Source organism: Streptomyces sp. NPDC048604 (assembly GCF_043199435.1).
Lineage (GTDB): Bacteria > Actinomycetota > Actinomycetes > Streptomycetales > Streptomycetaceae > Streptomyces.
Genome location: NZ_JBICVX010000001.1, coordinates 274,791 through 293,832 on the forward strand (window position 1 = coordinate 274,791; position 19,042 = coordinate 293,832).

Consider the following 19,042-nt stretch of genomic DNA (forward strand, 5'->3'; position numbering starts at 1 on the left):
AGGAGGGGACCGACGTGTTCGGGAACTATCTGATCGGCCTGCGCGAGGGCCTGGAGGCCAGCCTGGTCGTCTGCATCCTCATCGCGTACCTGGTGAAGACCGAACGCCGGGACGCGCTGAGGCCGATCTGGACCGGCATCGCGGTGGCCGTCGGCGTGGCGCTGGCGTTCGGCGCGGGGCTCGAGTTCGGCTCGCAGGAGCTGACGTTCGAGGCGCAGGAGGCGCTCGGCGGCTCGCTGTCGATCCTCGCGGTGGGCCTGGTCACCTGGATGGTCTTCTGGATGCGGCGCACCGCGCGGCATCTGCGGTCCGAGCTGCACGGGAAGCTGGACGCGGCCCTGCAGATGGGCACCGGCGCGCTGGTCGCCACCGCCTTCCTGGCCGTCGGCCGGGAGGGCCTGGAGACCGCGCTGTTCGTGTGGGCGTCGGTACGGGCCTCCTCGGACGGCACCCACGCGCCGCTGACCGGGGTGCTGCTCGGGCTGCTGACCGCGGTGTTCCTGGGCTGGCTGTTCTACCGCGGCGCGCTGAGGATCAACCTGGCGAAGTTCTTCACCTGGACCGGCGGGCTGCTGGTCCTGGTCGCCGCGGGCGTGCTCGCGTACGGCGTGCACGATCTGCAGGAGGCGCGTTTCCTCGGCGGTCTCGAGAACAAGGCCTTCGACGTCTCGGCGACGATCCCGCCGGACAGCTGGTACGGCACGGTGCTCAAGGGCGTCTTCAACTTCCAGCCCGATCCGACGGTGCTTCAGGTCACGGTGTGGGCGCTGTATCTGATCCCGACGCTCGCGCTGTTCCTCGCCCCGGTAGGGTTCGGACGTCCGGTGCGGGTGGAGGAGCAGAAGGCCGATGAGAAGGCGGAGGCCGGCGACGGCGGTCGCGGCGACAGCGGTGCTGGCGCTGACGGCGAGCGGCTGCGTGACGGTGCACGGCGAGCTGGAGCTCGTCCCGGCGGTGACGAAGGCTGAGGCCGAACAGGCCCTGAAGGACTTCACCGCCGCGTACAACGCGGCCGACAAGGCGTACGACCCGGCCCTGGACGCGGGCCGGGTCACCGGGCCGCTGGGCGCGATCAACCAGGCGGGTCTGAAGGCCCGCTCGGTCACCAGTCCGGGCGGCAACCCGAAGCACCAGCCGCTGGAGCTGACGGACGCGAAGTTCGTCATCCCGAAGAAGGCGGGCTGGCCGCGCTGGTTCGTCGCGGACACCGACTCCAACCGGGACCGGGGCGCGCGGCGGGCCGGCGACCGCTGGCTGCTGGTGTTCGTGCGCAACGGGGCCGAGCAGTTGTGGGAGGTCGCGCACCTGGCGATCCTCTCGCCGGACGAGGTCCCGGCCTTCGAGCAGAAGGACGGCTACGCGGTGCCGGTGGCCGCGAACGACGCGAAGCTGGCGGTCTCCCCGAAGGACATCGGCGGGCGGTACGTCACGTATCTGAAGTCGGGCGAGCCGAAGATGTTCGCACCCGGCCCGCACACCACGACGTGGCGGCAGTCGCGGGAACGCAACGCCAAGCGCCTGGGGATGGCGACGCAGTACGTCGACCAGACCATGGACGACGGCGACAACGCGCCGCTGGCCCTTCGGACCGAGGACGGCGGGGCGCTGGTGTTCTTCGCCATCCGCTTCTTCGAGCGGCAGACGGCGGCGCGGGGCTACCGGCCGAAGGTCGACCCGGACGTGAAGGCGCTGATGACCGGCGAGGTCACGAACACGGTCACCAAGGAGTGGGTGTCGAACCAGGCGGCGCTGGTGAAGCCGGCGGCGCAGGCGGCCTCGAACGACGCGGTGACGATAGCGGGCCGGCTGCAGGGCGTGACGGCCGCGAAGGGCTCGTAGCGGGTCCCGTACGGGAGAGGGGCGGCCGCGGCCGCCCCTTCTGCGTGTCCTACCGCCGCACCGGCCAGGCCGGTTCGTGGTGCTCCGCGTCCTCGGAGGCGGCGCGCTCGTCGGCGTACCGGGCGCAGGCGTCGGTGAGGGCTTCCAGGAGCGTCAGCGGGTCGGGCAGGGCGTGCTCCGGGCCGCGTACCCACTCCACCGTGCGGTCGTCGCCGGGCAGCCGGGCGGGCGGGACCAGGACGTAGCTGCCGCGGCAGTGCCAGCGCATGCCGGGATGCTCGTCCATGGTCTCGGGGTGGCAGTCCAGCTCGCAGGGCCACCACTCGTCCTCGTCCTCGGGGGTGCCCCGGGTGGCGGTGAAGAACAGCATGCGGCGCTCGTCGGCGGGCAGTTCGTCCTCGGCGACGGCCGCGCCGGACTCGGCCACCGGGCCGACCTCGACGCCCTCGGCGAGCAGCCGCTCCAAAGCGGCGCGACCGGCGTCCAGCGGAACGTCCAGGACGTCGTGGACCATGCCGGTCGCGGTGATGAAGTTGGCCTCGGGCTCGCCCAGCGCCCAGCGCTCGATCTGGGCCCGGTCCGTCGTGGACTGGGTCTGCCAGGCGAACGAGACGGGATGGCGGGCGGGCGTGGGACAGCCGATGCGCTCGCAGGAGCAGCGGTAGCCGACGGGGTACGCGGCGGGGGCGAGCGGCAGTCCGGCGGCGGCGGTGGCGAGGAGCAGGCTCTCGCGGCGGCCGGCATCGTCGGCGGCGGTGCGCCGGGAGCGTCGGCGCAACCACTGCGCGAGTTTGCTCTCCGTGCCGCGGTAGCGGCCGATGCCGTCGCCCATCTATCCCCTCACACCTGTGCTCGTCCCGGCGCACGCGGGGGTCCCACCGCGTGTCGAAGCAGTCGAGGCCGCGGTCGAGGCGGTCGACGCTGCTGCCATCGTCCCACCATCCTGCGCCCCGGGTGACCGGAGTCCCCAACCGGGGTACGCCTCACCGGTGCCGGACGCGGCGCCGCCGGGCCCGCCGGGCCCGGCGGGTGACCATCGACACACTCCCGGAGCCGTCAGGGGCGGGGGCTCAGGCCGCGCAGGACGTGGGTGAGCAGCGCGTCGGCGTAGTCGTGCGTGAGCGGGCGGCCGCGGTACTGCCAGCGCTGGGAGAGCGGGGCGGTGAGCAGTTCGGCGGCGATGCGGACGTCGACGTCGGGGGCGATGTCGCCGTCCTCGCGGGCGGCCTCCAGGCGGCGGACGTAGTGGGCGAGCTGGGGCTCCATGAGCAGCTCGGTCATCTGGGCGGCGAACTCGGGGCTGACCAGGCCCTCGGCGGCGAGGGCGCGGGTGGGGCCGTCGTACTTGGGGTCGTTCAGCTCGTCGACGGTGGCGCGCAGCACGTACCGCAGGTCGGCGGCGAGGTCGCCGGTGTCGGGGATGCCCGAGTCGGCGTCGCCGCCGAGCGCCTCGTTGGCCTGGGCGGCGAGGTCGAGGAAGGCGTCGAGGAGGACCGCGGCCTTGGAGGGCCACCAGCGGTAGATGGTCTGCTTGCCGACTCCCGCGCGGGCGGCGATGCCCTCGACGGTGGTCTTGGCGTAGCCCGTCTCACTCACCAGGGCGAGGGCGGCGTCGAAGATGGCGCGGCGGGAGCGCTCGCTGCGGCGGGAGGCGTCGGGGGCCTTGGCGGCGGGCCGGGCGGCGGCGGGCTTGTCGGTCTTCATGACCCCAGCCTTCAACGAGACGCCCCGTCTCGTCAAGTGGGAGATCCTCTACCCGCAATGATCCACCGTGTAGTACAGAGTTCGTCCGGATCACCCGAACGGTTCACTGCGCGCACGCCACCGTGGGCGGACCATGGCTCCACGCACACACCGTGCGCTCCGTTGTCCGTGAGGAGCCCTCATTGCGCTCATCGCCGCGCGTGGCATCGCCCCGCCGTTATCTGATGTGCCCACCCGCGCACTTCAAGGTGACGTACTCCATCAACCCGTGGATGGACCCCGCGAAGCCGGTCGACCTCAGGCTCGCCCTCACCCAGTGGGAAGACCTGCGGGACCGCTATCTGGCCCTCGGCCACACCGTCGAACTGCTCGACCCCGACCCGGACCTGCCCGACATGGTCTACGCCGCCAACGGCGCGACCGTCGTGGACGGCCGGGTGCTCGGCGCGCGGTTCGCCCACCCCGAGCGGACCGCCGAGGCGGCCGCCCATCTGGCCTGGTTCCGCGCCCACGGCTACGCGGAGATCCGCGAGCCGGAGCACGTCAACGAGGGCGAGGGCGACTTCGCGGTCACCTCCTCGTACCTCCTGGCCGGCCGCGGCTTCCGCTCCAGCCCGCTCTCGCACTCCGAGGCGCAGGAGTTCTTCGGCCGTCCGGTGATCGGGCTCGACCTGGTGGACCCGAGGTACTACCACCTGGACACCGCACTGTGCGTGCTCGACGACGCGGCGGACGAGATCGTGTACTACCCGGGGGCCTTCTCCCCCGGCAGCCGCGCGGTCCTGGCCCGGCTCTTCCCCGACGCCCTGATCGCGAGCGAGGAGGACGCCGCGGAGTTCGGCCTCAACGCGGTCAGCGACGGCCGGAACGTGGTCCTCCCGCAGACGGCGACCGGCCTGTTCGGCCCGCTGCGCGAGCGCGGCTTCGAACCGGTCCCGATGGATCTGGGCGAACTGCTCAAGGGCGGCGGCAGCGTGAAGTGCTGCACGCAGGAGCTCCGCCCGTAGGTCCCGAGGGGCGACGTCACCCCTCCGGGGGCCAGGCGTCGCCCCACTCCGCGTCCCGCGCCGCCTTGTACAGCGCGCCGTGCCGCTTGGTCACGGTCGTCCGGGACAGCCCCTCGTCCTCGGGCCCGCACAGGTCGAGCAGCACCTGCCCCTTGCGGATCTGCGGCCTGCGGGTCACCCGGGAGAGCGCCGGGGCGACCGGGAACCTGGTCGCCGCGACATAGCTGAACTTCTCGTCCTCGTACGCCAGCGAGCCGCCCTTCACCTGCCGGTGCAGCGACGACCGGCTCACCCGCGCCGCGAAGTGGCACCAGTCCCGGCCCCGTTCGATCGGGCAGGCCCCGTTGTGCGGGCAGGGCGCGGCGACGCTCAGCCCGGCCCCGATCAGCAGCTCGCGTGCGGCGATGATCCGCTCGTACCCGTCCGGGGTGCCCGGCTCCACGATCACGACCGCCTGCGCCGCGCGCGCCGCCTCGGTCACCACCGCCGTCCGGTCCGCCTCGGTCAGCTCCTTCAGCACGTACGAGATCGTCACCAGGTCCGTCTCGTCCAGCCGCATGGCCGAGCCGATCCGGGCCCGCCGCCACTCCGCCTCGAAGACCCCGGCGGCCAGTTCCCGGCCCAGCGCGAGCGCGGGCTCGGCCCAGTCCAGGACGGTGGTGCGCGGACCGCCCTGCGGCTCGTCCTCCCAGGCCTCGGCGACCGCCCAGCTCGCCGCGCCGGTGCCGCCGCCGATGTCGGTGTGGGCGCCCGGCCGCCAGTCGGGGGCGGCGGCGCGCAGCGCGTCGAGCGCCGACCTGACGGCCTCGAAGGTGGCGGGCATCCGGTACGCGGCGTACGCGGCCACGTCGGAGCGGTCCCGCAGCACGGGCGCGTCGGTCGGGGTGGTACCCCGGTAGCTGGCGATCAGCCGCTCCACGGCCTGGGCGGCCTGGCTCGGCGGCAGCCCGTCGAGCAGCGCGGCAAGGGAGGACCGCAGGACGTCGGCGGTACGGGGTGAGGCGTTCACCACCGCATTTTAGGCGCTCCGGATGGCCGGATCGGGACCCGCTCATTGGCCGGACCCCGGCCTTACGGCCCCCAAACGATTGCTAGGCTGGCCGCCGTTGTCGGGGAGGGGGCAGAGCTGTCCAGGCGTGGTGACTTCAGCAGATTCGGATTCGGCCGTTTCACGAACGGTGGGTCCGGCGGTCCCGGCTTCGGTTCGAGCCTCGGGGCGACGCCGCGCGAGCGGTTCGTCCGGATGAGCATGCTCGGCGGGCTCGGCATCCTCCTCCTGCTCCTGCTGCTCTCCATGTGCGACGCCGGAGACGCCGCGGAGAAGGCCCAGAAGAAGAAGCCGGTGAAGGTCTCGGGTCCGGCGACCAAGCTCACCGTCCCCGACGGCTACGACACCGCCCTCGGCTGGGAGGCGGCCGACGCCTCCCCCGAGTACGCGGTGGCGCAGTCCAACGGCCTCGTCGGCTATGTGGAGCGGGCCGGCCAGTTCCAGTACCGGCTGCGCGCCGTGGACGCGAAGACCGGCGCGACCAAGTGGACCGGCGACCCGTGGCGGCCGCTGTCCGCCCCGGGCAGCTTCCCTCGGCTCCTGTCGGTGTCCAAGGGCGACCGCCAGTACTTCGTGGCCTGGTCGTACGGCAGCACCGCCGGCGAGGGCCTGAACTCGACCGGGACCTTCGTCTCCCTCGACGTCTACGACACCACCGACGGCAACCGCCGCCGGGTCGAGGTCCCCTGGTCCGACGCGCCCGTCGTCACCGGCACCGGCCCCGGCATCCTGATCGCCGACGGCAAGGCGAAGAACACGGTCGTCGACCCGGAGACCGGCGAGATGACGTCGACCCCGGCCGACAAGCTGGGCTACCCGGGCGGCTGCACCAACTGCCGCACCCTGACCGAGGTCCTCGGGGTCACCGACAAGGGCCTGCTGGTCAGCGGCGCGCGGGAGTTCTGGGTCCGCAACAGCTGGTTCAGCCGTACGGTCGCCCCGCGCGGCGCGGACGCGACGAGCGGTCTGCCGACCGCGGTGACGTCCAAGCACGTGCTGGCCCGCTGGCACCACGCGCCCAAGACGCCGAAGGCGGCGACCCACGAGATCTGGGCGGTGCACGCGCTCGACACGGGCAAGATCGTGGTCCAGGCGGAGTGCCGCCGGCCGACGATAGCGCCGAGCGAGTACCCGGCGGCCGCGGTCTCCCCGGACGGACGCTTCCTGGTCTCCGGCGCCCTCGCCTTCGACCTGGAGGAGAAGACCGGCTACTGCTTCGAGGACCCCGACGGCAGCAACCGGCTCACCCTGGTCTCCGTCGGCAACGAGGGCATCGTGTACGGCGCGGCCGGCGCGCGCAGCGCCCGGGACGCCCTCGCGGGCGCGGGCGCGCCGCTGACGGTCGACATGTTCACCGGCGAGCCGGAGCTGCTCGAGCCCAACATGCGGCTCCCGCAGACGGAGACGCTGGGCATCGGCCTGTTCCGCTGGACGGACGCGAAGGACCGGCGGCACCTGATCGCGTACCGCATCAAGGAGTAGGACGCTCAGGGAGTAGGACCGCTCCGTGAGCCGTACCGCTCACGGAGCAGTACCGCTTACGAAGCAGCCGTCCCCGCCGTCTTCCGGGGCCGGCACAGCAGCAGGAAGCAGCCGAGGGCGGCGAGCGCGCAGCCCAGCTGGACCACGGCCATCGGGACGGCCGTGGTCTCGCCCGCGATGCCGACCAGCGGCGAGACGAGCGCGCCGATCAGGAACGACGAGGCGCCGAGCAGCGCGGAGGCGGAGCCCGCGGCGTGCGGGGTGCGCATCAGGGCCAGCGCGTTGGTGTTCGGCATCGCGAGGCCCATCGCGGACATCAGCACGAACAGCCCGGCGGCGATCCCGGCCAGGCCCGGCTCGCCGAAGACGCCCGCGGTCATCAGCACCAGCGCCGCCGCGGCCAGCGTGATCACCGTGAGCCCGAAGCCGAGCGCCTTGTTCAGGCTGATCCGGCCGACCAGCAGCTTGCCGTTGATCTGGCCGACCGCGACAAGGCCGATCGAGTTGAGCCCGAAGAGCAGGCCGAAGGTCTGCGGCGAGGCCCCGTAGATCTCCTGGACGACGAACGGCGAGGCCGTGATGTACGCGAAGAGCGCGGCGAAGGCGAGCCCGCCGGCCAGCATGTAGCCGGTGAACACCCGGTCGGCGAGCAGGCCGCCCATGGTGCGCAGGGCCTGGCCGACGCCGCCGGCGTGCCGCCGCGCCGGTGGCAGGGTCTCGTGCAGAAAGCGCCAGACGACGATCGTGAGCAGCACCCCGATGACGGCGAGCACATGGAAGACGCCGCGCCAGTCGGTGATCCGCAGGATCTGGCCGCCGATGAGCGGGGCGACGATCGGGGCGACGCCGGAGATCAGCATGAGGGTGGAGAAGAACCGGGCCATCTCGACGCCGTCGTACAGGTCGCGGACCACGGCCCGGGCGATCACGATGCCGGCCGCGCCGGCCAGGCCCTGGAGCAGCCGGAAGGCGACGAGCACGTCGACGCCGGGGGCGAAGGCGCAGGCCGCGGTGGCCACCACGTACACGAGCATGCCGACGAGCAGCGGCCGCCGCCGGCCCCACTTGTCGCTCATGGGGCCGACGACGAGCTGGCCCAGGGCCATGCCGGCCAGGCAGGCGGTCAGGGTGAGCTGCACCGTCGCGGCGGGCGCGCGGAGCGCGTCGGTGACCTGCGGCAGGGCCGGCAGGTACATGTCCATGGACAGCGGAGGGAGGGCGGTCAGCCCGCCGAGGACGAGGGTGACGAGCAGTCCCGCCCGCCGGGCGGCGGTGACGGGACCGCCGGTTATCTCCTCTTCGGCCGTGGTGGCCCGACCGCGCTCCGGCATCCGTTACTCCATGTCGTTGAACCGTGAAACCTTCCTCATGTTAGGCGGGCCGCAGGCCCGGGTTCCCGGCCTCGGTCACGAACGAGGCGGCCGTCGCGATCGGCGCACCGGGCGTGGTCACCCTGGGGACCGTGCGGAAGTCCGCGCGGGCCTGCTCGGCGCCGAGCTCGACGGTCACGTAGCCGCGCCGCCCGTTGTAGAACTTCATGTGCGGGTTGGCGGTCGTCAGGGCGTCGTGGTTGGCCGGCCGGTCGGAGCCGTCCTTGCCGCTGCTGATGGAGGTGGCGACGATCTCGGTGCCGACCGTCCGGGAGCCCGGGTCGTCGAAGTCGGCCTTGATGTCGAGCCCGTAGCCGACGTGGACGTCCCCGGTGAGCACCATCAGGTTGGCGACGCCGGCCGCGGCGGCCCCGTCCAGGATCCGCCGGCGGGAGGCGGGGTAGCCGTCCCAGGAGTCCATGGAGAGCTTGAAGTCGGGCGTGGGCACGTTCCGCCGCCGCGCGAAGACGACCTGCTGCGGGACGACGTTCCACAGGGCCTGCGAGCCGCGCCAGCCGTCGAGCAGCCAGCGCTCCTGGGTCGCGCCGGTCATGGTGCGGCTCGGGTCCTCGGACTCGGGGCCGGGGACCTGCCAGCCGTCGCCGTACGCCTGGTTGGAGCGGTACTGGCGGGTGTCGAGGATGTCGAACTGGGCGAGCCGGCCGAAGCGGAGCCGGCGGTACAGCTGCATGTCCGGGCCCTGGGGCTGCTGCGGGCGGCGCAGCGGCTGGTTCTCCCAGTACGCGCGGTAGGCGGCGGCCCGGCGCAGCAGGAACTCCTCCGGCGGGACGTCGTTCTCCGGGATGTCGCCGGCGTAGTTGTTCTCGGTCTCGTGGTCGTCCCAGGTGACGACGAAGTTGTGCGCGGCGTGGGCGGCGCGCAGGTCGGGGTCGGATTTGTAGAGGGCGTAGCGGAGCCGGTAGTCCTCGAGGGTGAGCGTCTCGCGGTTGAAGTGGGCCGGCAGCCGGCGGTCGGTGTAGGCGCGGGCGCCGCCGGTGGCGGTGACGGCGTACTCGTACAGGTAGTCGCCGAGGTGGAAGACGGCGTCGAGGTCCTCCTGGGCGAGGTGCCCGTACGCGGTGAAGTACCCGTCGTGGTACGCCTGGCAGGACACGGCGGCGAGCTTCAGGGCGGCCGGCCGGCTGCCCTCGGCGGGCGCGGTGCGGGTGCGGCCGACGGGGCTGGTCCAGTCGCCGACGCGGAACCGGTAGAAGAAGCGGCGGCCGGACTCGAGGTGCGGCACCTCCACGTGGACGGTGTGCTGGAACTCCGGATGGGCGGTGGCCCGGCCGCGCCGGACGACGCGGGCGAACCGCTCGTCGTGCGCGAGCTCCCAGTGCACGGACACCCGCCGGCGGGGCAGTCCGGCGTCCGGTTCGTAGGGCCGCGGCGCGAGCCGGGTCCAGAGCAGGACGGAGCCCGGCAGCGGGTCGCCGGACGCCACGCCGAGCGTGAACGGGTCCTCGGAGATCCGCCGCCCGTCGAACTCGGCCGCGGCGGCCGCGCCGGCGGACGGAAGCTGGACGGCGAACGCGAGGGCGGCGGCGGCGCCGGTGGCGGTGAGGAATCTGCGGCGGCCGAAGTGCTGTGCGGCGGCGCGGAATTCGGGATCGTGACGATGCACGGAAGTCATATGCCCCTCCCCAGACGGCTGCGATGTGACGCATTGGAGTGGCGTGGGACGTCCCTGGGTTGTCGGGTACAGAACATCCGCGTGTCGGACGGATGAGTGTTCCGTGCACCGATCTCCCGTACGCTGCGCGCCCATGAGCATCGCAGTGGTGACGGGAGCGGGTTCGGGCATCGGCCGCAGCGTGGCCCTGGCCCTGGCGGAGGCCGGCTGGCAGGTGGCCCTGGCGGGCCGGCGGCGGGAGCCGCTGGAGGAGACGGCGCGTCAGGCGGCGGGCGAGACCCTGGCGGTCCCGACGGACATCACGGACCCGGGTCAGGTCGGGTCCCTGTTCGAGGCCGTCCGGGCGGCCTTCGGCCGGGTGGACCTCCTCTTCAACAACGCGGGTTCCTTCGCGGGCGGGGGCACCCCGCTGGAGGACCTGTCGTACGAGACGTGGCGTCAGGTGGTGGACGTGAACCTGACGGGCTCGTTCCTGTGCGCCCAGGCCGCGTTCCGGGCGATGAAGGAACAGGACCCGCAGGGCGGCCGGATCATCAACAACGGCTCGATCTCCGCGCACGTGCCGCGCCCGAACTCGGTGGCGTACACGGCGACCAAGCACGCCATGACGGGCCTGACCAAGTCCCTCTCGCTGGACGGCCGCCCGTACCGCATCGCCTGCGGCCAGATCGACGTCGGCAACGCGGCCACGGAGATGACGGCCCGTATGCAGACCGGCATCCTCCAGCCGAGCGGCCGGCTGGAGGTCGAACCGGTGATGGACGCGGGCGACGTGGCCCGCACGGTGGTGCACATGGCGGCGCTGCCGCTGGAGGCGAACGTTCAGTTCGCCACGGTCATGGCGACGACCATGCCGTACATCGGAAGGGGCTGACCCAGGCCGGCCCGACAGGCCCTCAGGCCTCTCAGACCCCTCCGGCCTGCCCGGTCTCGAACCGCGAGACCTTCCCGCCGTCGACGGTGAACCGCCAGGCAGTCCGCATGGCGCCCCAGGTGTCGTTGCGGTAGGTGGCCACGAGCTCCCGCCCGTCGTCGCTCTCGGCCTCGACGTCCATGTGCCCGGCGGACGAGAACACCTCCCGCTCGGTCCACTCCCCCAGGTCCCGTTCGGACCCGTCGTCGGCCATGGTGGCGTCCGGGCTGAGCACGCCGAAGAACGCGGCCCGGTCGTTGGCGTTGAGCGCGGTGACGAAGGCGCGCACGGCGGGATCGCTGAGCTGCTCGACGGGAATGGTCATGAGACGTGTACTCCTCCGGTAGGGGCTGCTGGACCCCCACCGGTACACCTGAACGCCCCCCGCCGCGTGGACGTTACGCCGCCCGTGGCGCGTCAACAGGCCCCTAGACTGGGCGGAGTCGACCCGTCACTCATGGGCGCCGCCGGAACGGCTGCGCGGGCCGGTCGGCTTCAGGGTGCAGAACAGACTGGGAAGGGTGTGTCGGTGTGACGCGCTACGGGTCTCCGCTTCCGGAGAAGCCCTCGCTCGACGAGCTGGAATCGAAGTGGTCCACGTTCTGGAGCGAGGCGGACGTATACCGCTTCGACCGGCCGGGCAGCCGTGACGCCGTATTCTCCATCGACACCCCGCCGCCCACGGTCAGCGGTTCGCTCCACGTGGGGCACGTCTTCAGCTACACCCACACCGACATCGTGGCGCGCTTCCAGCGGATGCGCGGCAAGCACGTCTTCTACCCCATGGGCTGGGACGACAACGGTCTGCCGACCGAGCGCCGGGTGCAGAACTACTACGGCGTGCGCTGCGACCCCTCGCTGCCGTACGACCCGGACTTCACCGCGCCGACGCCCGTGTCCGAGCGGACCGGCAAGGACAAGAAGGCCCCCGCGGTCAGCATCTCTCGGCAGAACTTCGTCGAGCTGTGCGAGACCCTCACCGCCGAGGACGAGCGCGTCTTCGAGGAGCTCTGGCGCAAGCTGGGGCTCTCCGTCGACTGGTCGATGACCTACACGACCATCGGCAAGGAGGCCCAGCGGGTCTCGCAGGCGGCGTTCCTGCGCCTGCTCGAGCGCGGTGAGGCGTATCAGTCCGAGGCGCCCACCATGTGGGACGTTTCGTTCCAGACCGCGGTCGCCAACGCCGAGGTGGTCGACAAGGAGGCCACCGGCGCGTACCACCGGCTGGCCTTCAAGCACGAGTCCGACAACGGCGTCGAGGACGTCCTGATCGAGACGACCCGCCCCGAACTCCTTCCGGCCTGTGTGGCGCTGGTCGCCCACCCCGAGGACGAGCGGTACAAGCCGCTCTTCGGCAAGGAAGTCGTCTCGCCGCTGTTCGGCGTCCGCGTGCCGGTGGTCGCCCACACGGCCGCCGACCCCGAGAAGGGCAGCGGCATCGCCATGGTCTGCACCTTCGGCGATGTGAACGACGTGTTGTGGTGGCGCGAGTTCCGGCTTCCGACGCGTACCGTCATCGGTCGCAACGGCCGGCTGCTCGCCGTCGACTTCCAGGCGCTGCCGACCGAGGACGCCGAGCGCGCGCAGACGGTCTACGACAAGATCGTCGGCAAGACCGTGCACAGCGCCCGGGAGCTCCTGGTCGAGGAGCTGCGGGCCGACGGCAGCATGATCGGCGACCCGCGCCCGACGACCCGCGCGGTGAAGTTCTTCGAGAAGGGCGACAAGCCCCTGGAGATCGTCAGCAGCCGGCAGTGGTTCATCAAGACCGTCGAGCACCGCAAGGATCTCCTCGGCCGCGGCGCCGAGATCCAGTGGCACCCGCCGCACATGCAGTCGCGCTACAACGACTGGGTCCAGGGCCTCAGCATCGACTGGCTGATCAGCCGCCAGCGCTTCTTCGGCGTGCCCTTCCCGCTCTGGTACGCCCTGGACGACGAGGCGCAGCCGGACTACGACAAGCCGATCGCCCCCGACGAGTCGACGCTGCCCGTCGAACCGTCCAGCGACTGCCCGCCCGGCTACACCGAGGACCAGCGCGGCAAGCCGAACGGCTTCATGGGCGAGCCCGACGTCATGGACACCTGGGCGACCTCCTCGCTCAGCCCCCAGCTGGCGTGCGGCTGGCTCTCCGACCCGGAGCTGTACGCGCAGGTCTTCCCGATGGACCTGCGTCCGCAGGGCCACGACATCATCCGCACCTGGCTGTTCACCACGGTGGTCCGCTCGCAGCTGGAGTCCGGCACGACCCCGTGGAAGCACGCCGCGCTCTCCGGCTGGATCCTCGACCCGGACCGCAAGAAGATGTCCAAGTCCCAGGGGAACGTCGTCACCCCCGGGCACCTGCTGGACGAGTACGGCGCGGACGCGGTCCGGTACTGGGCGGCCAGCGGCCGTCCGGGCACGGACACCGCCTTCGACCCGCAGCAGATGAAGATCGGCCGCCGGCTCGCCGTGAAGCTGCTCAACGCGAGCAGGTTCGTGCTCTCGCTGCCCTCCCCGGGCGCGGGCGCGACGACGACGGAGCCCCTGGACAAGGCGCTGCTCGCGCGGCTGACCGACACCGTGAACACGGCGACGGCCGCCCTGGAGGGCTTCGACTACACCACGGCGCTGGACGAGACCGAGCGGTTCTTCTGGTTCTTCTGCGACAACTACGTCGAGCTGGTCAAGGAGCGCGCGTACGGCAAGGCCGGCGAGGAGGGCGCCGAGTCGGCGAGGATCACGCTGCGCCGCGCCCTGGACGTCGTCACTCGGATGCTCGCGCCCGTGCTCCCGTACGTCACGGAGGAGACGTGGTCGTGGACCCACGACTCCACCGTGCACCAGGCCGCGTGGCCGGCCGTGGAGGAGCTGGCGGAGGGCGCCGGCGGCGGTGCGCCGGAGCTGGCCGAGGTCGCGGCTTCGGCGATCTCCATGATCCGCAAGGCGAAGTCGGCCGCCAAGCTCTCGATGCGCGCCGAGGTGGCCCGCGTCGTGGTGACGGCCCCGGCCGAGGTGCTGGAGAACATCGCCCTGGTGGCCGGTGACCTCAAGGCGGCCGGCAACGTGGCCGAGCTCGAGTCGCGCGCCGAGAACGACGCGGAGCTGTCGGTCGAGGTGGAACTCTCGTAACGACGACGCACAAGGGGTCCCGTCGCGGTGAGCGGCGGGACCCCTTGCGTTGGTCGAGCGGCAGACGAGTCGGGCTGTACGCCGGGTTCTGTCGCCCGGTCTCTTCTCACCTGGGACGCCTCTCGGAGCATCCATCTCGCACCACGTTTTGCCTGTTCCGATGGGTTCCGATCCGTTCCGATGGGGAGCGATAGCGGGTAGACGGGTTCTGATCCGCCCCTCCCCCGACTCTCCCCACCCCCCAGATCCTCCCCACAGACTCCCCCGGAGAAGCCCGCAGCCACTGCGTCTACAGCAGGTCAGGGGCAATCCGGGGGGCGTCGAGGCCCCTGTCTACGCTCATCGCCGCCCCAGCTCGCCAGCCACGTAGGGGAACCCTTTGCGCTCCGCATGATGCCGGCGCTCCTCCTCCATGCCGAGTACGCAGATACCGCACGCCGAGAGTTCGTAGCGTTCCCCTCTCGGCGTGACGATCTCGTCGATGCGTGTCACGAAGGCGTCCGCTGCGCTGCATCGAAAGCAGGCTCCGATCTCCCAGTCGTACAGGGCGAGGATGGCGTCCGGGGTCATGACAGTCTCCGCTGCAGCTGTCGCATGGCGGCCGAGGGCCGCGCTCCTACTCGGGGTGGCCGGCCTGTCGGCACGCACCCTCACATGCCCAACGGATGCAGCTGTCACGTGGTTGCTCATCCTTTCGAGTGAACGCGTGTTCTATTCGGGACGGTACCTCTAGCCCTGCGGCATATGCCAGAGGGCCGCAGGGCTGGGGTGGATGGATCGATTCCGGTCATACCCTTTCGGTCCCGCTTGAACCATGATCATGAAAAGCCGCAAAGTAGCTGCTGACAAACGATCTTGATCGGTCGAGCGTTTTGACCCGTGCCCGCCGACCAGCCCGAATGGATCACCAGCGCCCAGCAGGCGCTCGGGCAGCGAGTCCGCGACGCCCGGGTCTACGCAGACCTCACCCAGGAAGAGCTCGCCGACCTCGCCGGCATCGACCGATCCACGATCCAGCGCATAGAGCGCGGCCAGAACGATGCGAAATTCAGCCATCTCCTTCGAGTCGCGAATGCGTTGAGCATGTCCGCGCGCGACCTGCTGCCCTGACGGCAAACAACGGGAGCAGCCCCGCCCTGCGCCGGGCGCTGTTCCGGGCAGGGCGGGTTCGAGTGCCACGCCACAAGCAGCAAGCGTGGATGGGATGCGCCCACGGTAGACCCGCCCACTGACAGCGCTCACGCTCACGACGCCTCCAGTCCGGCGAGGAGCGCCATGGCAATCCGCTCGGGTTCATCGCCTGCCGCGGCCCGGGTTGCTGTCACGAGGCGGGCGCCGGCAGCCGGCCGCGCGCCCACGACACGCCAGCCCCGCACCTCGTCCCAGAGGGCTGCGGTGTCGTCAGCCCATCGAACGGCGGCGCACAGCACGCTTTCATCAGGGGCGCTGCCCGTACCCGGCGGTGCAGCCCAATAGACCTGAACGCGCTCCGGTGCCGGGCGCCCGGCGGCGATGAGGGCAGCGAGGATGGCGGCGACGTGCGGCGGGGGCGGCTCCTGCTCGGGGTTCACGGCACCCCTTCCTGTCCGCGACGACTCCCGGCCCTAGAATAGAACACGTGTCCGAAGATCTACCTCCTGACTTGCCGAGGCTCCGCACCCTGGAGACCTGGCTCGCCTACTCGCTGCACCGCGTCCAGGCGCGCATCAGCGAGGTCGAGCAACGGGAGGCGGACATGCGACCGCAGCGCCAGCTGCCGGACGGGCCCACGTGGGTGCTGTCCTACCTGCGACAGCGGGGGCAGCCGGTCGCCGACTCCGTGCACGTCGGCGGCTGCAGGATGGCCAGCCACCACACCCGGCCCCTCGACCGCGAGCAGGCGCTGCGGGCCATCACCGCGGAGGGCATCCGGGCGTGCGAGATCTGCCGGCCCGACTCCGAACTCGGCGTCCTGGAGTGAGTAGCGGCACCCTGGAGATATGAGCAGTGCGCCGATAGTCGTGCACCGACCAAGCCCGACCGGCGGCCGTCGAGTCACCGTGGGCGACGAGATCCTCGGGCTCGCCCACAGTGACCGGGACGTGCTCGAGTTCCTCCGCCGCGCCGGCCTGCCCGACGCCGCTGAACTCCTCGACGACCCGCAGTGGGTGGAGTGGCGTGGCAGCCGGGCGCATGTGTGGGACGCGGCTTGAGGCACCCAGTCAGCGGACGCGCGCGTCGCGCCAGGCCTGCCGCAGGCTCGCCGCTGCCTTGCAGTCGAGTCCCCAAGTGCGGCAGTCGGAGCATTCGGCGACGTGGGCGATGAAGTCGCGGTACGCCTGCGCGGCAGCTGCGGCTTTGGCGCGTAGGGCGCGGGCGAGTGGTCCGTCCTCTGCCGCTGCGGTCTGGGGGTTCGTAGAATCCGCCATGGCGACTCCTGCTGTCGTCCGCGCCCCGGGGCCGGTGACACGGCCGCCGGGGTCTTTCTGTTTCCGCAGGGTATCGCCTGTGTGCTATGGCGTGCTACGCATGCCATATCTCGCCTGATGTGCTGTGGCGTGTCAGCGTGGGGAACGTGATCGAGTTTGCTCCTGACCAGCCACGATGGCGTCAAGTGGCCGAGGTGGTCCGGCAGCGGATCACGGACGGCACCTATCCGCCGCGGACGCGAGTGCCGTCGGTGCTCCAGCTGCAGGCCGAGTTCGGGATCGCCGCAGCGACCGGGCAGAAGGTCCATCGCGCCCTCCGTACAGAGGGGCTCATCTACACGGAGCCGGGCCTGGGCTCGTTCGTCGCGAACCGGCCGGCTGACAGACCCCGCGAGTAGCCTGATCCCATGACTGGGGTGGGGCGGTCCGCGGCTGAGGTGAACGAGGAGATCCGGCGCCTGTGGACGTCCGGCGCGCTGGCGGTCGAGGACCGCGGCCGGTACCGCGCGCTCCTGGTGGAGTGGGCCGCAGCCATGGAGGCGGAGCGGCAGCAGGCCGGGCAGCAGCTCGCGGCCTGAGCCTCCACGGGAATGTCAGAGCCGGCGCTTACGATCCGGCTCGTGGCAATCGAACTCTCTGACGATCTGATCCAACTCCAGCGTTCGGCCGTCGAGGCGCAGCGTGAAGCGACCGTCGGCGCGTACAGCGCCGAAGCGTGGAAGCCCTGGCTGGAGGCGGCCGAGAAACTCCATGCCGAGATCACCGCGCACGCCGAGGCGACCGGGCAGAGCCGGTTCGCTGTGGAGGCCGCGCTCAAGAAGGCCGTGCTGCACTCCGAGGCGGACAGCGAGAGCTAGGACCTCGCGCTGACAGGCATGCGGCAGGCATGGCCTGACGCATGGACACTCGCAGTGGCTGTGGGCGCATCCGCCTACTCGAAACCGAGAGCCTTGGCCGCCGCCTTCCTAAATGCTTCGTGAGCCTCGTCTCGGCTGTTGGCCGCGTTGTTGATGGCCTCCATCGTCGTGCCCTCGTCCCCCATGACGTCGGTCATCAGCGCCAACGCCCTGGTGGCTGTGTCACGCAGTTTGTCGGCGGCAAGCCGAGCTTCCGCCGGCCCGCAGATGTCGACTCGGGCGGCTGCAGCACGCAGGTCGTTGACTGCGGCTGCCACCTGATCCATCACCGCGTCCGTGAGTCCATTGACCACAACGCTCAAGTTCACGTCCTGCTCGAGCGCGATGGACCGGTCGGCGACCTCCAGCAGGTGCGTGTACGCGTCGCGTCGCTGTCCTCGGATCCAGTGATCCAGGTTGTCGGCGCGCTGGCTGGCAACCTGCGCGATGGCCGCCTTCGCCGTGAGCCTTGCCCCGAGCACGGCGCCGCCAGCGCCAGCCAATGCACCCGCAACGCCAGCGGCTGCCGCTATCCATTCACTCATTGCCGCATTGTTGCGCAGGCGGGACGGCGGCCCCCAGCGCATAACGTTCCCTTAAGCGCCAGGATTTGAGGTCTCGGGCGGGCCGTCCGCAACCCCTCGCTCGCGTCGCCGGCGGGTCACGTACCGATGCAGGTCTCCGAGGATGACGTCCGTGAGGCTGCGCCCCTCAGCGGCGGCCTCTTGCTTTGCCGCCTGCCAGAGGTCGTCAGGCACGCGGATGTTCCGGAGTGGTGTCTTGCCTGTAGCGGGTCGGGCCACGTCTCCCCCTCGTAGGTGTGGGTACAAAAACTAGCATCCATCTGGGAAGGGAGGTTGACAAGGGTCCACGCTGAAGGCATTCTGTAGGTACAGAAACCAGCGGCTACCAGGGGAGAGCTAAATGCGCATGGGGCAGAAGGTCACCGGTCACATCAACAACCGTGAGTTGGGTCGAGTCGAGTTCACCGGCACCGTCGTCGACATCTACACGACCAACGGTCAGTCCATGGTGACCGTCGCCTGCGCCGACGGCGTCGAGCGCTACGCCCTGGAGGGCAACGTCGAGCTGGTGAAGGAGCCGCCCGCTCCCGAGTGGCGGACACTGAAGGGCGTTGCGACGCCGTTCCTCGTTCAGGCCGAGGCGCAGGAGAACGGCCGCGTCTACCTCGCCCGCGACCGCAAGCAGGTGACCGGGCAGCCGGTCAAGGTCGTCCGTCTGGAGATCAAGGCCAGCTGCCGGTACGGCTACACCGAGACCGGCGCGCGCGTCGACTTCGTTGGCGTCGCCACCAAGGCATGGGTGACCCAGCTGTGACCTCCGCCGAACGCCTCATCGCCCGACTTCGGCATCTCGGCATCGACCTGCCGGAGGGATCCCGACTCGTCCGGGTCTACCCGAGTGAAGCCGCGCGGAACGCGGGGGCCTGGTCCTGGACGGCGCTCGACCGCGATGGGCGGGACCTGCGCATAGGGTCGCAGCACCCCATGGGCGAGCTACTCAGCGCCACCAACCTTGCCGCGGAGACGGCGCAAGTCGGGTTGGACGTTCACATCGTGCCAGCAATGCCGTGCCGCGGCTGCGAGGCGGCGGCGGATACCGAATGC

The 19,042-nt window shown here is 71.2% G+C and carries 23 protein-coding genes; 13 read left to right on the forward strand and 10 right to left on the reverse strand.

Translation table 11 applies throughout. The features are described 5' to 3' along the window. Nucleotides 1-14: 14 nt before the first annotated feature. Together efeU and ACGFMM_RS01160 are read left to right on the forward strand one after the other, a co-directional pair. Complete coding sequence (efeU, locus tag ACGFMM_RS01155) at nucleotides 15-968, forward strand: iron uptake transporter permease EfeU (protein WP_393641944.1); 954 nt, start codon at nucleotides 15-17, stop codon at nucleotides 966-968. Beyond that, a complete protein-coding gene (locus tag ACGFMM_RS01160) occupies nucleotides 850-1,839 on the forward strand; it encodes a hypothetical protein (RefSeq protein WP_393641945.1) in 990 nt (329 codons plus the stop codon). Before efeU ends, ACGFMM_RS01160 begins: the two co-directional genes overlap by 119 nt. A gap of 49 nt (nucleotides 1,840-1,888) precedes the next feature. Here ACGFMM_RS01160 and ACGFMM_RS01165 read toward each other — a convergent pair whose 3' ends face one another. After that, entirely contained in the window at nucleotides 1,889-2,671 is a 783-nt protein-coding gene (locus ACGFMM_RS01165; protein WP_393641947.1) for a bifunctional DNA primase/polymerase, read from the reverse strand. A 224-nt stretch (nucleotides 2,672-2,895) separates the two neighbouring features. Next, nucleotides 2,896-3,543 carry a TetR/AcrR family transcriptional regulator gene (locus ACGFMM_RS01170; protein ID WP_393641948.1) on the reverse strand — a complete coding sequence of 216 codons (648 nt, stop codon included), beginning with the start codon at nucleotides 3,541-3,543 and terminating at the stop codon, nucleotides 2,896-2,898. A gap of 182 nt (nucleotides 3,544-3,725) precedes the next feature. Between ACGFMM_RS01170 and ddaH the strand changes: the two genes are divergently transcribed. Further along, nucleotides 3,726-4,550, forward strand: coding sequence for a dimethylargininase (gene ddaH, locus ACGFMM_RS01175; protein WP_393641950.1), 825 nt, complete (start codon nucleotides 3,726-3,728; stop codon nucleotides 4,548-4,550). A gap of 16 nt (nucleotides 4,551-4,566) precedes the next feature. Here ddaH and ACGFMM_RS01180 read toward each other — a convergent pair whose 3' ends face one another. Next, the gene (locus tag ACGFMM_RS01180; RefSeq protein ID WP_393641951.1) at nucleotides 4,567-5,559 is read right to left on the reverse strand and encodes a small ribosomal subunit Rsm22 family protein; all 993 of its coding nucleotides are present in this window, start codon (nucleotides 5,557-5,559) and stop codon (nucleotides 4,567-4,569) included. Nucleotides 5,560-5,793: 234 nt separating this feature from the next. Here ACGFMM_RS01180 and ACGFMM_RS01185 point away from each other — a divergent pair, with 234 nt between their 5' ends. Further along, entirely contained in the window at nucleotides 5,794-7,080 is a 1,287-nt protein-coding gene (locus ACGFMM_RS01185; protein WP_393641953.1) for a hypothetical protein, read from the forward strand. Between the two features lie 56 nt (nucleotides 7,081-7,136). Here ACGFMM_RS01185 and ACGFMM_RS01190 read toward each other — a convergent pair whose 3' ends face one another. Both ACGFMM_RS01190 and ACGFMM_RS01195 read right to left on the reverse strand, forming a co-directional pair. Continuing rightward, nucleotides 7,137-8,411: a Bcr/CflA family multidrug efflux MFS transporter gene (locus tag ACGFMM_RS01190; protein ID WP_393641955.1), complete on the reverse strand. Its 1,275-nt coding sequence runs from the start codon at nucleotides 8,409-8,411 to the stop codon at nucleotides 7,137-7,139. Between the two features lie 40 nt (nucleotides 8,412-8,451). Then, the gene (locus ACGFMM_RS01195) at nucleotides 8,452-10,083 is read right to left on the reverse strand and encodes an alkaline phosphatase D family protein (RefSeq protein WP_393641956.1); all 1,632 of its coding nucleotides are present in this window, start codon (nucleotides 10,081-10,083) and stop codon (nucleotides 8,452-8,454) included. A 133-nt stretch (nucleotides 10,084-10,216) separates the two neighbouring features. Here ACGFMM_RS01195 and ACGFMM_RS01200 point away from each other — a divergent pair, with 133 nt between their 5' ends. Next, on the forward strand, nucleotides 10,217-10,957 hold the full coding sequence (locus tag ACGFMM_RS01200) for an SDR family oxidoreductase (RefSeq protein ID WP_393641958.1): 741 nt from the start codon (nucleotides 10,217-10,219) through the stop codon (nucleotides 10,955-10,957). Between the two features lie 31 nt (nucleotides 10,958-10,988). Here the strand turns inward: ACGFMM_RS01200 and ACGFMM_RS01205 are convergent, their stop codons facing one another. Next, nucleotides 10,989-11,321 carry a nuclear transport factor 2 family protein gene (locus ACGFMM_RS01205; protein WP_393641959.1) on the reverse strand — a complete coding sequence of 111 codons (333 nt, stop codon included), beginning with the start codon at nucleotides 11,319-11,321 and terminating at the stop codon, nucleotides 10,989-10,991. Between the two features lie 206 nt (nucleotides 11,322-11,527). Here ACGFMM_RS01205 and valS point away from each other — a divergent pair, with 206 nt between their 5' ends. Then, entirely contained in the window at nucleotides 11,528-14,110 is a 2,583-nt protein-coding gene (valS, locus tag ACGFMM_RS01210) for a valine--tRNA ligase (RefSeq protein WP_393641961.1), read from the forward strand. 339 nt (nucleotides 14,111-14,449) lie between these two features. Here valS and ACGFMM_RS01215 read toward each other — a convergent pair whose 3' ends face one another. Next, the gene (locus tag ACGFMM_RS01215) at nucleotides 14,450-14,680 is read right to left on the reverse strand and encodes a hypothetical protein (RefSeq protein WP_393641963.1); all 231 of its coding nucleotides are present in this window, start codon (nucleotides 14,678-14,680) and stop codon (nucleotides 14,450-14,452) included. Nucleotides 14,681-14,989: 309 nt separating this feature from the next. On the opposite strand from ACGFMM_RS01215, the gene ACGFMM_RS01220 reads away from it, so the two are divergent. Then, nucleotides 14,990-15,220 (forward strand): helix-turn-helix domain-containing protein, encoded by a 231-nt coding sequence (locus tag ACGFMM_RS01220; RefSeq protein ID WP_393641965.1) that lies wholly within the window; start codon nucleotides 14,990-14,992, stop codon nucleotides 15,218-15,220. Between the two features lie 134 nt (nucleotides 15,221-15,354). Here ACGFMM_RS01220 and ACGFMM_RS01225 read toward each other — a convergent pair whose 3' ends face one another. Then, nucleotides 15,355-15,681 carry a hypothetical protein gene (locus ACGFMM_RS01225; protein WP_393641967.1) on the reverse strand — a complete coding sequence of 109 codons (327 nt, stop codon included), beginning with the start codon at nucleotides 15,679-15,681 and terminating at the stop codon, nucleotides 15,355-15,357. Between the two features lie 47 nt (nucleotides 15,682-15,728). Here ACGFMM_RS01225 and ACGFMM_RS01230 point away from each other — a divergent pair, with 47 nt between their 5' ends. Both ACGFMM_RS01230 and ACGFMM_RS01235 read left to right on the forward strand, forming a co-directional pair. After that, nucleotides 15,729-16,070, forward strand: a complete 342-nt coding sequence (locus ACGFMM_RS01230) for a DUF6233 domain-containing protein (RefSeq protein WP_393641969.1) — start codon at nucleotides 15,729-15,731, stop codon at nucleotides 16,068-16,070. 19 nt (nucleotides 16,071-16,089) lie between these two features. After that, a complete protein-coding gene (locus tag ACGFMM_RS01235) occupies nucleotides 16,090-16,302 on the forward strand; it encodes a hypothetical protein (protein WP_393641970.1) in 213 nt (70 codons plus the stop codon). 9 nt (nucleotides 16,303-16,311) lie between these two features. Here ACGFMM_RS01235 and ACGFMM_RS01240 read toward each other — a convergent pair whose 3' ends face one another. After that, nucleotides 16,312-16,518, reverse strand: a complete 207-nt coding sequence (locus tag ACGFMM_RS01240) for a hypothetical protein (RefSeq protein WP_393641972.1) — start codon at nucleotides 16,516-16,518, stop codon at nucleotides 16,312-16,314. A 185-nt stretch (nucleotides 16,519-16,703) separates the two neighbouring features. On the opposite strand from ACGFMM_RS01240, the gene ACGFMM_RS01245 reads away from it, so the two are divergent. From ACGFMM_RS01245 to ACGFMM_RS01255, 3 genes are read left to right on the forward strand one after another with little or no spacing between them, the layout of a single operon-like run. Beyond that, nucleotides 16,704-16,916, forward strand: coding sequence for a GntR family transcriptional regulator (locus ACGFMM_RS01245; protein ID WP_393641974.1), 213 nt, complete (start codon nucleotides 16,704-16,706; stop codon nucleotides 16,914-16,916). 9 nt (nucleotides 16,917-16,925) lie between these two features. Beyond that, entirely contained in the window at nucleotides 16,926-17,096 is a 171-nt protein-coding gene (locus tag ACGFMM_RS01250) for a hypothetical protein (protein WP_393641976.1), read from the forward strand. 42 nt (nucleotides 17,097-17,138) lie between these two features. Next, complete coding sequence (locus tag ACGFMM_RS01255) at nucleotides 17,139-17,375, forward strand: hypothetical protein (RefSeq protein ID WP_393641978.1); 237 nt, start codon at nucleotides 17,139-17,141, stop codon at nucleotides 17,373-17,375. 74 nt (nucleotides 17,376-17,449) lie between these two features. Here the strand turns inward: ACGFMM_RS01255 and ACGFMM_RS01260 are convergent, their stop codons facing one another. Next, nucleotides 17,450-17,959 carry a hypothetical protein gene (locus tag ACGFMM_RS01260; protein WP_393641979.1) on the reverse strand — a complete coding sequence of 170 codons (510 nt, stop codon included), beginning with the start codon at nucleotides 17,957-17,959 and terminating at the stop codon, nucleotides 17,450-17,452. A 379-nt stretch (nucleotides 17,960-18,338) separates the two neighbouring features. Here ACGFMM_RS01260 and ACGFMM_RS01265 point away from each other — a divergent pair, with 379 nt between their 5' ends. Then, nucleotides 18,339-18,752 carry a hypothetical protein gene (locus ACGFMM_RS01265; RefSeq protein ID WP_393641981.1) on the forward strand — a complete coding sequence of 138 codons (414 nt, stop codon included), beginning with the start codon at nucleotides 18,339-18,341 and terminating at the stop codon, nucleotides 18,750-18,752. The last annotated feature ends 290 nt before the right edge of the window (nucleotides 18,753-19,042 follow it).

Excerpts from the sequence above, each read along its gene's own strand:
- ACGFMM_RS01160 (WP_393641945.1), top strand. The coding sequence starts at position 850 with ATGAGAAGGCGGAGGCCGGCGACGGCGGTCGCGGCGACAGCGGTGCTG.
- ACGFMM_RS01165 (WP_393641947.1), bottom strand. The coding sequence starts at position 2,671 with ATGGGCGACGGCATCGGCCGCTACCGCGGCACGGAGAGCAAACTCGCG.
- ACGFMM_RS01170 (WP_393641948.1), bottom strand. The coding sequence starts at position 3,543 with ATGAAGACCGACAAGCCCGCCGCCGCCCGGCCCGCCGCCAAGGCCCCC.
- ACGFMM_RS01185 (WP_393641953.1), top strand. The coding sequence starts at position 5,794 with ATGAGCATGCTCGGCGGGCTCGGCATCCTCCTCCTGCTCCTGCTGCTC.
- ACGFMM_RS01190 (WP_393641955.1), bottom strand. The coding sequence starts at position 8,411 with ATGCCGGAGCGCGGTCGGGCCACCACGGCCGAAGAGGAGATAACCGGC.
- ACGFMM_RS01195 (WP_393641956.1), bottom strand. The coding sequence starts at position 10,083 with ATGACTTCCGTGCATCGTCACGATCCCGAATTCCGCGCCGCCGCACAG.
- ACGFMM_RS01200 (WP_393641958.1), top strand. The coding sequence starts at position 10,217 with ATGAGCATCGCAGTGGTGACGGGAGCGGGTTCGGGCATCGGCCGCAGC.
- ACGFMM_RS01205 (WP_393641959.1), bottom strand. The coding sequence starts at position 11,321 with ATGACCATTCCCGTCGAGCAGCTCAGCGATCCCGCCGTGCGCGCCTTC.
- ACGFMM_RS01215 (WP_393641963.1), bottom strand. The coding sequence starts at position 14,680 with ATGACCCCGGACGCCATCCTCGCCCTGTACGACTGGGAGATCGGAGCC.
- ACGFMM_RS01235 (WP_393641970.1), top strand. The coding sequence starts at position 16,090 with ATGAGCAGTGCGCCGATAGTCGTGCACCGACCAAGCCCGACCGGCGGC.
- ACGFMM_RS01240 (WP_393641972.1), bottom strand. The coding sequence starts at position 16,518 with ATGGCGGATTCTACGAACCCCCAGACCGCAGCGGCAGAGGACGGACCA.
- ACGFMM_RS01250 (WP_393641976.1), top strand. The coding sequence starts at position 16,926 with ATGACTGGGGTGGGGCGGTCCGCGGCTGAGGTGAACGAGGAGATCCGG.
- ACGFMM_RS01260 (WP_393641979.1), bottom strand. The coding sequence starts at position 17,959 with ATGAGTGAATGGATAGCGGCAGCCGCTGGCGTTGCGGGTGCATTGGCT.
- ACGFMM_RS01265 (WP_393641981.1), top strand. The coding sequence starts at position 18,339 with ATGCGCATGGGGCAGAAGGTCACCGGTCACATCAACAACCGTGAGTTG.